The following is an 11,913-nucleotide window of genomic DNA, read 5'->3' on the forward strand; positions in this document are numbered from 1 at the left end:
GGCGACGCGGGGGTGTGGGTTTCCCTCAACAACGGCAACGGGACGTTCCAGGCGCCGCAGCTCGTGCTCGGGAACTTCGGTTACGCGGCGGGCGGCTGGCGGGTGGAGCGCCATCCGCGCTTCGTCGCCGACCTCACCGGCGACCGCCAGGCGGACGTCCTCGGCTTCGGCCACGCGGGCGCGTGGGTCTCGTTCAACAACGGCAAGGGCGCGTTCGGGAGCCTGGACCTGAAGATCGGCAACTTCGGGTACGGCGCGGGCGGCTGGCGCGTGTACAAGCACCCGCGCCTGGTCGTCGGACCCCGCTGACCGGCGGCGGCGCGCCGGCCGGGTCCGCGCGGGGCTTCCGGAGCCCCGCTACGACGCGGCCGGCGTGTCGCAGGGAGAGAACCGCCGGTCCAGCCCGGTCAGGCGCAGCAGCCGCGTCACCCGGGGACCCGCGCCGCTCAGCTGGAGCCGCCCACCCGCGGCCTCCACGGTGTTGGCGGCCCAGATCAGTGTGTTCAGCCCCGAGGAGTCGCAGAAGCCGACCCCCTGGAGGTCGACGACGACGAGCGGCGGCCTGTGGCACTTCATCGCCTGGGCCAGCCCGTTGCGGAACTCCTCCATCGTGGCCAGGTCCAGATCCCCTTCGGGACTCAGGACAGCCACACCGTCACGCTGCGTGACGATCCAGGTGAAGCCGGTACACTGCGCGTTTGCCATTCCACCCCTCCGCTCCAACGGTTCGCCGTCCTTATATTTGCATAGTGCAATAAAAGTCGTAACCCGCTCCCAGGACAGGATTGGCATACTGGCGACCCGCCGAGCACGCCCCTCCCGCCCCCCGTGGTGGGAATCAACGCTCCCCGGCGGGGTAGCCGAGGGCGGATGCGCATCGAGGAAGGGCGGCCGATCACGGTCGTGGCGTCCGTGGCGTCCGTGGCCTCCGTGGCGGCGGGACGGGGGCCGCGGGCCCGCCTCGCCGGTGAGCGAGGGAGTGATCGGTGATCAGGTCCGAGGACGTCAGGTACTACGCGTTATCGATCTTGATGCCGATGCTGCTGCTGGCGGCGACCACGTACGGCGCGGGCATGCTGGTCATGGGCCGGCCCACCGGCGAGGCGGCCGTCAACCGGGCCCTGGCCGCCGGCCGCACCTCGCTGGGGAACACGCTTACCGACCTCGGCAGCAGCCTGTCGGACACCCCGTACATCGTGGCGCTCACCGTGGCGGCGGTGATCGCCCTCAGGCTCCGGCACGGCGCCTGGCGCGAGCCGATCTTCCTGATCGCGGCCGTCTGGAGCCAATCGCTGATCTTCCTGGCCACCACCGAGCTCGTCGGCCGCCACCGCCCGCCCGTCCGGCACCTCGACGAGGCCCCGCCCACCTCCAGCTTCCCGTCGGGTCACGTCAGCGCCGCCGTCGCCTTCTACTGCGGGCTCGCGCTCATCCTGGCCACGCGCGCCCGCGGCCGGCCGGCCCGGGTGGCGATCTGGGTGCTCGCGGTCGCGGCGGTGCTCGTGGTGAGCTTCTCCCGGCTCTACCGGGGCCTGCACTTCGTCACCGACGTGGTCTGGGGGCTGCTGCTCGGCGCCGGCTGTCTCGTCATGGCCGCCCGCGCGATCCTCCACCGGCCCCGGGTCACGGCCGAGCCGGGGGTCACAGCAGGTCCTCGATGAGGATCGGCAGGCGGCGCAGGCGGCGGCCGGTGGCGTGGAAGACGGCGTTGGCGATGGCGGGCGCGACCCCGACCAGGGCCACCTCGCCGAGGTTCTTGACCCCCATCGGGTTGAGCACGAAGTCCGGCTCGTCGATGAAGTCGACCTCGATCCGGCCGATGTCGGCGTTGACCGGGATCACGTAGTCGGCCAGGTCGTTGTTGACGAAGCCGCCGTACCGCGGATCGACCTCGCTGCGCTCGCGCAGCGCCGCGCCGATGCCCCACACCACCCCGCCGCGTACCTGCGCGTCGGCGGTCACCGGGCTGGCCACCCGGCCGCAGTCGGCCACGCTGACCACCCGGGGCACGCGTACGCGCCGCGTGGCGGGCTCCACCCGCACCTCGGCGAAGTGGGCGATGAAGCTGAAGGAGACGTGGGCGGGGTACTCGGGGCCGGCCGGCGCGACCAGGCCCGCCCGCATCCGGTCGATCATCTCCGGCGGCTGGCCGGGCGCCTGGGTGACGGCCTCGACCACCACCTCCTCCCCGCCGGTCGCCCTGACGGCCGCCGCCAGGTCCACCGGCCCCTCGGGCCCGGCGCCCACCTTTCGCCGCAGGTCGCGCAGCGCGGCGTGCACCGCCAGCAGCGTGCTGTTCGTCCCCCACGCGCCCGCGGTCAGGTGATGCGGCACGGACCGGGTGTCGCCGACGTCGACGCGCACGGCGTCGGGGGCCAGGCCGAGATCGCCCGCGACGGCGGCGACGAGGGTGGTCGTGATGCCCTGGCCGAACTCGTGCCCGCCCACCTGGACCAGGACGTGGCCGGCCGGGTCGGCGCGCAGCCGGGCGAGGGTCGGCACCGTGAGCGACGGGTACGCGCCCGCCGCCACCCCCCACCCGACCAGCGTCCCGTCGTCCTCGCGCATGGAGCAGGGATCCGGCGCGCGCTCCGCCCAGCCGAACAGCTCCGCGCCCCGGCGCAGGCACGCGGCCAGATGCCGGGAGGAGAACGGCTTGCCCGTCACCGGGTCCGCGCGGGCGTCGTTGGACAGGCGCAGCTCGACCGGATCGCGGCCGGTGGCGTGGGCGATCTCGTCGATGGCCGACTCCAGCGCGAACACGGCCGGATGCTTGAACGGCGCGCGCATGTAACCAGGGGTCTGCGCGTCGGTCCGGACGTGCCGCTGCCGGCCGCGGAAGTTGCGGATGTCGTACAGGCGCGAGGTGATCTCGGTGTAGGACGCGGGGAGCAGGTCGTGCCGGGAGGCCTGCTGGTCCACCTCGTGGATCGCGGCGAGCAGCCGGCCCGAGCGGTCGGCGCCGAGGCGTACGCGGTGGCGGCTGGCGGGGCGGAAGCTGGCCGCGTGGAAGGTGTGGGCCCGGGGCAGCACCAGCTTGACCGGGCGGCCGAGCCGGCGGGCGGCGACCGCCAGCGGCGCGATGTGCGGCTGCAGCGCGTTCTTCTGCCCGAACGCGCCGCCCACGTACGGCGCCATGACCCGGACGTCGTCGGGGTCGATGCCGAGCTGCCTGGCCAGGCCGCCGCGCAGCGCCCCCACGCTCTGCGTGCCCTCGTGCACGACCACGGTGTCCCCGCGCCAGTCGACCACGCCCCCGATCAGCTCCATCGGCACCTGGTGCTGCGGGCCGGCCTCGTAGACCTCGTCCACCCGGACCGGGCTGCGGTCGTACCCGCCGTCGGCGTCGCCCACCACGACGTCGGCGAGGAACGGCAGCGGGAGCGCCTCCTGCTGGAGCACGGTCTCGGTGCCTTCGGCGGCCAGCTCAACCGCGAACGGCTCCGTGTCGTACTCGGCCCGCACCAGCCCGGCCGCCTCCGTGGCGGCGACCAGCGTGTCGGCCACGACCAGCGCGATCGGCTGCCCCCGGTAGGCGATGCGGTCGTCCAGCAGCGGCTGCAGGCTCTGGAAGGCGTAGCCGTCGTGCATGATGTAGCCCGCCGGGGTGATGCCCAGGTCGTCGAGGTGCGACAGGATCAGCAGCACGCCGGGGACGGCCGCGGCCCGCGCCGTGTCGAGGCGCGTGATGCGGCCCTTGCCGACGGTGGCGACGACGGGCATGGCGTACGCGAGCCCGGGCGGGGTGCGGTCGGTGCCGTAGCGCGCCGCCCCGGTCACCTTCTCCCTGGCGCCGACGCGCCGGATGCCGTCTCCGATCATGGTACGGCCCTCTCCCCGGCGATCCGCAGCGCCTCGGCGACGGTGCGGATCCCCAGCTCGACCCGGAAGGCGTTGTGCGTGCCCGGACGGGCGCCCGCGAACGCGGCCTCGCCGGCCCGGCGCGCGCTCCGCCGGTCCAGCACCGCGCCGGCCAGCTCGCGCTCCGCGTCGTGGCAGCGCCAGGGGCGGGTGGCGACGCCGCCCACCGCGATGCGGCACTCCTCGACCGCGCCGCCGCCGTCCAGCGTCACCGCCACGGCCGCCGAGGCCAGGGCGAACGCGTACGACTCCCGGTCCCGGACCTTGTGGTAGGTCGAGCCGCGCCCGGCGGCCGTCACCGGCACGCGGATGCGCGTGACGATCTCGTCCCAGTCCAGCGTGTGCTCCCTGGCCGGCGTGTCCCCCGGCTCCACGTGCAGGTCGGCCAGCGCGAGCGTGCGCTCGCCGCGCGGCCCCGCCACGTCCAGGACCGCGTCGAACGCGATCAGCGCGACCGCCCAGTCCCCGGGATAGGTGGCGATGCAGGCGTCGCTGCCGCCGAGCAGGGCGTGCCCGCGGTCCAGGCCGCCGATCGCCGCGCAGCCGCTGCCCGGTTGCCGCTTGTTGCACGGGAAGGCCGGGCCGCCCCGGAAGTACGCGCACCGGGTGCGCTGGAGCAGGTTCCCGCCGACCGTCGCCATGTTGCGCAGCTGCTGCGAGGCGGCCTTGGCCAGGGACTCCGCCAGCGCCGGGTAGTCGCGCCGCAGCACCGGGTCCGCCGCCACGTCGGCCATCAGCGCCCCGGCGCCGAACGACAGCTCCTCCTGCCCGGCGGTGTCGATGCCGGCCAGCTCGCGCAGGGCGCGGACGTCCACGACGGCGGGCGGGGTCTCGATGTCCAGCTTCATCAGGTCGTACAGCGTGGTCCCGCCGGCCAGCACCTTCGCGCCCGGCCCCGCCTCCGCGAGGGCGCGCACGGCCTCGTCGAGGGTGGCCGGGGCGGCGTATGAGAACGAGCGCACGGCTCAGCCCTCCCGCCGGCCGGCGGCCTCGCGCACCGCCGCCAGGATGCCGGTGTACGCACCGCACCGGCACAGGTTGCCGCTCATGTACTCGCGGATCTCGTCGTCGTCGCCGGCGTGCCCTTCGGCGATGCAGGCCAGCCCGGACATCACCTGGCCAGGCGTGCAGTAGCCGCACTGCAGGGCGTCGTGGTCCACGAACGCCTGCTGCAGCGGGTGCAGCTCGTCGCCGGGGCCGGTCACGCCCTCGATCGTGGTCACCGATCCGCCGTTCACCTGCACGGCCGGGAGCAGGCAGGACACGACGCGGCGCCCGTCCACGTGCACCGTGCAGGCGCCGCACTGCCCGTGATCGCAGCCCTTCTTCGACCCGGTCAGTCCCAGCCGCTCCCGAAGGACGTCGAGCAGCGACTCTCTCGGGTCGAGGTCCAGGCGGACGGCCCTGCCGTTCACCGTGAACCCGGTCGTCACCTCCGAGGTCATAGGCGCCACGCTAATCCGCCACGTCACACCGATCCCCATATGGCATGACAAATGCGAGTCAAGATTCCCGGCGGTTCGCGGAGCTCAGCGCTGGGCGGGCAGCGCCGATCCGGTGAGGCGGCCGGTGCGGCGGTAGACGGCGCACATCACGTCGCGGTCGCCGTCGGCCCAGGTCTCGGCGGTCGGCATGATCGGGTAGTGGTCGAGGCCGTCGACGCGGGTGCCGCCCCACAGCTCGGTGTAGAGCTCACCGCAGCTCTTCCAGGCGAACGAGGTCAGCGCCGCCCGGTCGTACGGGCCGTCGGGGGCGTGGGTGAAGCCGTACGACTGGTTGTCCGCGCCGCCGGCGCAGGGCGTGTAGAGCACGATCCGCTCGCCCGCCCCCGGCGAGTACGTCGGATCGCTGAAGCACTCCCCGCCCTCGATCAGCAGGAGCCCGGTCGTCTCCGCCGTCATGAAGGTCTCCGTCTTGACGACCGGCTGCGCGGGCGGCACCACGAACAGCGTCCCGAGCGCCGCCACGGCGGGCAGCAGCCCCCACCGGCGGGTCACCGCCATCCGTTCACCTCCCGGCCCGCGCGCATGATCGACCGATCGCCGATCGTAGGACGCGCCGGGGAAACAACGGACAAACAACCGATTACCGCCATATTTCCGATCATGAATTCATCTGCCGGACAAGCGCGGGACAGATGATCGTCAGAGATGCCTGGGTGAATGCGCTGGCGTCCATCCCGCAACTCGCGGATGGGCGAGTCCGCTTCTCGATGGAGTGAACCAGAAGTGAATCAGCCCACGAAGTCGCGGCCGTTCGGGTCCCGGCAAGCGAAGCTCGCGGCCGTCGGCACCGGCGTGCTGCTGGTCGGCGCGTTAGCCTTCGGCCCGGCGGCGATCGGCGCGGCGGCACCGCCCGTCTATCCCGCGGCCGAGGTGCACAAGCCCACCCCGATCCCGGACCGCATCATCCTCATCCCCACCACCACGCCGGCCACCACCCAGCGCGTGACGTGGCGCGCCGAGGCCACCGCCGACACCGCCATGGCCCAGATCCTGCAGGCGCCGCGCGCGCTCGGCCAGGTCCAGCCGGCCGCGGGCGCGGTGACCGACGTCAGGGCCAGCGCCAGCACCCCGGTCAACACCACGCTCGGGTACGCCTCCACGTACCACACCGTCGAGTTCACCGGCCTGCAGCCGAACACCCGCTACACCTACCGCGTCGGTGACGGCACCAACTGGAGCGCCTGGACCGACTTCACCACCGCCGCCGCCGGCTTCGAGCCGTTCTCGTTCATCTACTACGGTGACGCCCAGAACTACATCGACTCCGCGGTGCCGCGCGTGTTCCGCCAGGCGTTCGCCGACCGGCCGCAGGCCAAGGCGATCGTCAACGCCGGCGACCTCATCGACTCCGCCAACAGCGAGGAGCAGTGGGGCCAGTGGTTCAAGGCCGGCGGCTTCATCGACGGCCAGGTCAACAACATCTCGATTCCGGGCAACCACGAGTACAGCGGCGGCCTGTCGACGTTCTGGCGGCCGCAGTTCCCGTACCCGGACAACGGGCCGGGCAACGCCGAGCTCAAGCAGACCGTCTACACCCTTGACTACCAGGGCGTACGGTTCATCGGCCTGGACACCAACTACCAGAGCAACGCCACGCTGATGGCGGCCCAGACCGCCTGGCTGGAGGGCCTGCTCAAGGACAACCCGAACAAGTGGACCGTGGTGACCTTCCACCACCCCGTCTACTCCACCACGGGCACCCGCAACAACCCGAACGTCCGCGCGCAGTGGGCGCCCCTGCTGGAGAAGTACGGCGTGGACCTGGTGCTTCAGGGCCACGACCACTCGTACGGGCGCGGCAACCAGGTCGCGGCGCGCAAGTCGGCCACCGTGCACAACGGCGTCCCGTACGTGGTGTCGGTCTCCGGCGGCAAGATGTACGCGCTCAACGGCGGCGAGAACTGGACCGGCAACGGCGCCGAGGTGCGCAGCACCAGCCAGAACACGCAGCTGTACCAGCTCATCGACGTCGCCGAGGACACCATCACCTTCGAGGCCCGCTACGCCAACGGCGAGCACCACGACGGGTTCGTCATCCGCAAGAACGACAAGGGCGAGCGCACCGTCAACGACATCCGCACCCCCGAGAACACCGTCGGCGAGCAGGTCATCGTCGACAAGACCTCGGTGCGGCGCCTGGAGACGCTCAAGGTCTCGGCCTTCGGCTACGACCCGGGCGAGAAGGTGGCCGTCTGGTGGCGCGAGCAGGACGACGAGGCGCGCCGCGGCGGTGCCTGGAACGGCCGCAACGGCACGCTGATCGGCTACGAGAAGGCCGATGAGCTGGGCCGGATCGAGCAGACCGTCCGGGTGCCCGTCACCGCGAAGCGGGACGGCACGTACGTGGTCTACCTGGACAGTGAGCACCAGAAGATCACCAGTCCCGCCATCACCGTGACCAAGTGATCCACCCCGGGTGGGGCCGTGCCGTCCGTACGGCGGGGTCACGCCGCGCACCTGCGGTTGCCGTGCTCGCCGGCACTGCTCCATCCGGGTTCCGTACAGGAGCTTCCCCTTGACCCTTCCCCTGATCACCCGCCTGCGCGCGCCCCTCACCGCCCTCGCCACGGCGCTCGCCCTCGTCCCCGCGACGGTCCCTGCAATGGTCCCCGCGATGGTGGCGCCCGCGCATGCTGCGGCGGTGGCGCACCCGTTCGGGCCGCCGTCCACGGCCAGGATCGCCGCCGACGGCTCCCGGGTGACGCTCACCTGGTTGCCGGCCGAGGACGACTGGGTGGCGCTCGGCCGCTCGGTCGGCGCGTTCGAGGACCCGGCGGCGGGCGCCGACACCACCCTGACCGGCGAGCAGAAGCTGGCCCGCTCCGCCGCCGTACGCGACTACCTGCTGGCCCGCATCGGGGTGACCCAGGACGGGCGGCCCTGCGCGGGGGAACTGGCCCCGCTGGAGCGGTTGCTCGCCCAGGGTGCCAGGTTCAGCTTCGAGTGCCCGGAGCCGGTGTCGGCGGTCGACGTCCGGATCAGCGCGCTGGCCGATCTGCACGAGGCGTACCGCACCATGCTCACCGCCGACACGCCCGCCGAGCCGGCGCAGGCGCTGCTCACGGCGGCGGCCGACACGCGGCGGCTGCGGTTCGACCCGTCGGCGGCCGGTGGCGTGCCCCTCGCGGTGCCGGTCATCGCGCTGGTGGCCGCGCTCGGGGCGCTGGCGGCGTTCCTGCTGCGCCGGCGGCGGCGCGGGCCGGCCCCGCTCCCCGAATCCGCTCGGGGGCACGCGGACGTGCGCGGATGAACGGCACCACCGGTCCCGAGAACTACCTGATCGCGCTGTTCGACGGTGCGGGCGCGTTCTGGACGGCGCTGGTCGTCGCGCTGGGGGTGGGGGCATTGCACGCGGTCGCGCCGGGGCACGGCAAGAGCGTGACGGCGGCGTACCTGATCGGCACGCACGGCCGGTACCGCGACGCCCTGCGGCTCGGGGTGGTCGTGGCGCTGATGCACACCGTGTCCGTGCTGGCGCTGGCGCTGGCCTGGGTGGGGCTGAGCAGCGCCGCCGCCGTCGGCACCAAGGCCGTCACCGCGTGGCTGCAGGTGGTCGCGGGCGTGGTCGTCATCGGTGTCGGGGCGCACCTGACGTACCGCCACCTCCGCCGCCGGAAGGCCCACCAGCGCGGGCACGGGCACGGGCACGGACATGGCCACGGGCACGGGCATGGGCATGGACATGGGCACGGCCACGGGCATGAGCTCCTGGAGGATCCGTGGTCGCGGCGCGGGCTGACCGCGCTCGCGCTCTCCGGCGGGCTGGTCCCCTCGCCGTCGGCGTTCATCGTGCTGGTCAGCGGGCTGCTCACCGGGCGGTCGCTCGACGCGGTCGTGCTGGTGCTGGCGTTCGGCGTCGGGATGGCCGTCACGCTGACCGCCGTCGGGATCGTGACGGTGAGCGGGGCGGCGGTGCTGAGCCGCCGGACCCCCCGCCTGGGCCCGCTGCGGACGGTGGCGGCCTGGATGCCCGCGCTGGCGGGCGTCGCCGTGGCCGTCGGCGGCTGCCTCTACCTGGCCACCGCCGTCACGGCCCTGACCCCGTGACGGCCGCTCGCTTCGCCGGTTCACTGCTCCGGGTGCCCGACGCTGATCACGACGTTCCCCGTCTTCTGGCCCGTCTCGACGTACCGGTAGGCCTCGACGATCTCGTCCAGCGAATATCGCCGGTCGATCACCGGCCGGAACTTCCCGGATTCGATGAGCTCCTTGAATTCACCCGCCATCGCCGCGTCATGCTTGGGCAGCGGGAATTTGACCCTCCGGCCGCCGAGCAGTGGTGTGATGACCGCCAGCAACACGTTCTGCCACATGGGCCCCACATCGGCGGCGATGAAGACGCCGCGAGGTTTCAGCAACCGCCGGCACCGCCCGAACGTGCTCTTCCCGACCGCGTCGATGACGACGTCGTAATCCTGCTCGTCCTTCGTGAAATCCGTGGCCGTGTGGTCGACCACCTTGTCGGCGCCCAGCTTCCGGACCAGGTCGAGCTGCGCGGTCCCGCAGACGGCGGTCACGCGGGCGCCGAGATCGTTCAGCAGCTGCACCGCCGCCGATCCGATGGCCCCGGTGGCGCCGTGGACGAGGACGTCCTGGCCGGCCCGGATCCCCGCCGACCTGATGAGCGACCGGGCGTAGTGCGACCCCTCGGTGCTGGGCGCGACCTCCTCGAATGTCAGGTCCTCCGGGATGAGCGCCAGCGTGCCGCTCTGGGGAATCGACATGTACTGCGCGTGCGCCCCGAATCCGGGGTCGTTGTATCCGAACACCCGGTCGCCGACCCGGAAAAGCGTGACGTCGCGGCCCACCGCCTCGACCTCGCCCGCGAACTCGGTTCCGAGAACGGGCACCTTCGGCCTGATGAAGCCGGTGAAGAATCGCCAGATGAATGGCTTGGCCGCCCGCATGGCGCAGTCCGTACGGTTCAGCGTGGTCGCCCGGACCTTGACGAGCAGTTCGTCGTCCTTGACGACCGGCTGCTGGATTTCTAAGACGCTGACCACTTCCGGCGGGCCATATCTGGCGCGCACTGCGGCTTTCATGCCCGGATTCTAGCCACCGGATTCAGCCGTCCGCCGCCACGCTGGTGTAGGCGAGCTCGGCCTCCATCCGCGCCGCGGTCTCCCGGAGGGCGGGCAGGACGTCGCGTACGAGGGTGTCGTCGGTGGCGCGGCCGGCGTGCGTGGCGACGTTCACCGCCGCCACGACCCGCCCGGTCCGGTCCCGGACGGGGACCGCGATGGATCGCACGCCCTCCTCCAGCTCCTGGTCGACCAGGGCGTACCCGTCCGCGGCGGCCTGCCGCAGCAGCGCCCGCAGCTCGGCGGGGGAGGTGACGGTCCGCGCGGACAGCCGCCGGGGCACGATCGTGGCCAGCCGCTCCTCGGGCAGCTCGGCCAGGAGCACCCGGCCCATGGAGGTCGCGTACGCGGGGAGCCGGGTGCCCACGGTGATGTCGATGCTCATCAGGCTCACGGTCTGGACCCGCGCCACGTACACCACGTCGTCCCCGGACAGCACCGCCACCGACGCCGACTCGCGGACCCGGTCCACCAGGTCGGCCAGGTGCGGCTGGACGATCTCGCGGAACGTCAGCCCGGACAGGTGGGCGTACCCGAGCTCCAGCACCCTGGGCAGCAGCACGAACCGGGACCCGTCGGCGGTCGCGTAGCCGAGGCGCTCCAGGGTCTGGACCGCGCGGCGCACGGTCGCCCGGGGCAGCCCCGTCACCTTGGCGCAGTCCGCGAGGGTCAGGCCGCCCCGCGCCGACCCGAGCGCGACCATGACGGCCAGCCCGCGCGCCAGCGACTGCAGGAAACCCATCCCCAGCTCCTGCTTGACGCTCCGGGAGGAATCCACCCCGGGAGCGGTGCGCGGCAGGGTGGTCCCGTCGGTCAGGGCCGCCTCCATCTCCGCGACCGCCTTGCGCAGCGCCGGCAGGCAGTGGTCGCGCAGCCCGGCCGCGGTGTGCCGGCTGGTGTGGCTGACGACGCTGACCGCGCAGACGGCCCGCCCGGCCCCGTCGCGTACGGGCACCGCCACCGCGATCAGCCCCGGCTCGACCAGCTGGTCGTCCTCCGCCCACGGCGCGGCCGGGTCGAGCAGGGCCAGGCCCGCCGCGCACCGGTCGGCGGGCAGCAGGTCGCCGACCCGGAAGGTGACCGACATCGTGCGCCGCCGGGTGAACCGCACGACGAAGCGCACGCCGTCCCCGTCCGGCACCGCCAGCGACACCGACTCGTCCAGCTCCTCGGCGAGCCGCCCGGCCAGGGGCGCGAGCGTGTCACGCAGCCCGGCTCCCGCCAGGTACGCCTCGCCCAGCTCCATCAGGCGCGGCGCGAGCCGCACGTCGCGCCCGTCCGCCCGCAGGTAGCCGAGGTGGACGAGCGTGGCGAGCACCCGGTCCACCGTGGACCTGGCCAGCCCGGTCGCCCGGACCAGGTCCGTCGCCCGGGCGGGCCGGGTGGGGTCGGCCGCCAGGGCGCGCAGCACGGCCAGCCCGCGCTCCAGGGTTCCGGCCGCTTCCATCGGCTCCTCCAACGGACGA

Annotated in this window: 12 protein-coding genes; 5 read left to right on the forward strand and 7 right to left on the reverse strand. The window is 73.1% G+C overall.

The annotated features are described in order from the left end of the window. Nucleotides 1–309: hypothetical protein (locus AB0J69_RS30145; protein ID WP_364123806.1), on the forward strand; the 309-nt coding region annotated here is incomplete at its 5' end. Nucleotides 310–357: 48 nt separating this feature from the next. Here AB0J69_RS30145 and AB0J69_RS30150 read toward each other — a convergent pair. After that, nucleotides 358–792: an STAS domain-containing protein gene (locus AB0J69_RS30150; protein WP_364123808.1), complete on the reverse strand. Its 435-nt coding sequence runs from the start codon at nt 790–792 to the stop codon at nt 358–360. A gap of 194 nt (nt 793–986) precedes the next feature. On the opposite strand from AB0J69_RS30150, the gene AB0J69_RS30155 reads away from it, so the two are divergent. Beyond that, nucleotides 987–1,661, forward strand: a complete 675-nt coding sequence (locus tag AB0J69_RS30155) for a phosphatase PAP2 family protein (protein WP_364123810.1) — start codon at nt 987–989, stop codon at nt 1,659–1,661. Here AB0J69_RS30155 and AB0J69_RS30160 read toward each other — a convergent pair. The 4 genes from AB0J69_RS30160 to AB0J69_RS30175 all read right to left on the reverse strand — a co-directional run bounded on the left by AB0J69_RS30160 (nt 1,642) and on the right by AB0J69_RS30175 (nt 5,864). Continuing rightward, nucleotides 1,642–3,822, reverse strand: a complete 2,181-nt coding sequence (locus AB0J69_RS30160; protein ID WP_364123812.1) for a xanthine dehydrogenase family protein molybdopterin-binding subunit — start codon at nt 3,820–3,822, stop codon at nt 1,642–1,644. The genes AB0J69_RS30155 and AB0J69_RS30160 overlap by 20 nt on opposite strands. Further along, nucleotides 3,819–4,823 (reverse strand): xanthine dehydrogenase family protein subunit M, encoded by a 1,005-nt coding sequence (locus AB0J69_RS30165; RefSeq protein WP_364123814.1) that lies wholly within the window; start codon nt 4,821–4,823, stop codon nt 3,819–3,821. The genes AB0J69_RS30160 and AB0J69_RS30165 overlap by 4 nt, the downstream gene beginning before the upstream one ends. Before the next feature lie 3 nt (nt 4,824–4,826). Then, nucleotides 4,827–5,306 carry a (2Fe-2S)-binding protein gene (locus tag AB0J69_RS30170; protein ID WP_364123816.1) on the reverse strand — a complete coding sequence of 160 codons (480 nt, stop codon included), beginning with the start codon at nt 5,304–5,306 and terminating at the stop codon, nt 4,827–4,829. A gap of 84 nt (nt 5,307–5,390) precedes the next feature. After that, nucleotides 5,391–5,864, reverse strand: a complete 474-nt coding sequence (locus tag AB0J69_RS30175) for a hypothetical protein (protein ID WP_364123818.1) — start codon at nt 5,862–5,864, stop codon at nt 5,391–5,393. Nucleotides 5,865–6,089: 225 nt separating this feature from the next. Between AB0J69_RS30175 and AB0J69_RS30180 the strand changes: the two genes are divergently transcribed. The 3 genes from AB0J69_RS30180 to AB0J69_RS30190 all read left to right on the forward strand — a co-directional run bounded on the left by AB0J69_RS30180 (nt 6,090) and on the right by AB0J69_RS30190 (nt 9,413). After that, on the forward strand, nt 6,090–7,772 hold the full coding sequence (locus tag AB0J69_RS30180; RefSeq protein WP_364123820.1) for a metallophosphoesterase family protein: 1,683 nt from the start codon (nt 6,090–6,092) through the stop codon (nt 7,770–7,772). 109 nt (nt 7,773–7,881) lie between these two features. Then, complete coding sequence (locus tag AB0J69_RS30185) at nt 7,882–8,616, forward strand: hypothetical protein (protein WP_364123822.1); 735 nt, start codon at nt 7,882–7,884, stop codon at nt 8,614–8,616. Continuing rightward, complete coding sequence (locus AB0J69_RS30190; protein ID WP_364123824.1) at nt 8,613–9,413, forward strand: hypothetical protein; 801 nt, start codon at nt 8,613–8,615, stop codon at nt 9,411–9,413. The genes AB0J69_RS30185 and AB0J69_RS30190 overlap by 4 nt, the downstream gene beginning before the upstream one ends. A gap of 20 nt (nt 9,414–9,433) precedes the next feature. On the opposite strand, the gene AB0J69_RS30195 is transcribed toward AB0J69_RS30190, so the two are convergent. Next, a complete protein-coding gene (locus AB0J69_RS30195) occupies nt 9,434–10,408 on the reverse strand; it encodes an NAD(P)-dependent alcohol dehydrogenase (RefSeq protein WP_364123826.1) in 975 nt (324 codons plus the stop codon). Between the two features lie 22 nt (nt 10,409–10,430). Next, complete coding sequence (locus AB0J69_RS30200) at nt 10,431–11,894, reverse strand: IclR family transcriptional regulator C-terminal domain-containing protein (RefSeq protein WP_364123828.1); 1,464 nt, start codon at nt 11,892–11,894, stop codon at nt 10,431–10,433. Nucleotides 11,895–11,913: the final 19 nt, after the last annotated feature.

It is taken from the genome of Nonomuraea sp. NPDC049709 (genome assembly GCF_040674815.1).
In the GTDB taxonomy this organism is placed as follows: domain Bacteria; phylum Actinomycetota; class Actinomycetes; order Streptosporangiales; family Streptosporangiaceae; genus Nonomuraea.

Bases quoted from the DNA above. Each gene is read 5' to 3' on its own strand.
- AB0J69_RS30150 (WP_364123808.1), bottom strand. From the start codon at position 792: ATGCCAATCCTGTCCTGGGAGCGGGTTACGACTTTTATTGCACTATGC.
- AB0J69_RS30160 (WP_364123812.1), bottom strand. From the start codon at position 3,822: ATGATCGGAGACGGCATCCGGCGCGTCGGCGCCAGGGAGAAGGTGACC.
- AB0J69_RS30170 (WP_364123816.1), bottom strand. From the start codon at position 5,306: ATGACCTCGGAGGTGACGACCGGGTTCACGGTGAACGGCAGGGCCGTC.
- AB0J69_RS30175 (WP_364123818.1), bottom strand. From the start codon at position 5,864: ATGGCGGTGACCCGCCGGTGGGGGCTGCTGCCCGCCGTGGCGGCGCTC.
- AB0J69_RS30190 (WP_364123824.1), top strand. From the start codon at position 8,613: ATGAACGGCACCACCGGTCCCGAGAACTACCTGATCGCGCTGTTCGAC.
- AB0J69_RS30195 (WP_364123826.1), bottom strand. From the start codon at position 10,408: ATGAAAGCCGCAGTGCGCGCCAGATATGGCCCGCCGGAAGTGGTCAGC.
- AB0J69_RS30200 (WP_364123828.1), bottom strand. From the start codon at position 11,894: ATGGAAGCGGCCGGAACCCTGGAGCGCGGGCTGGCCGTGCTGCGCGCC.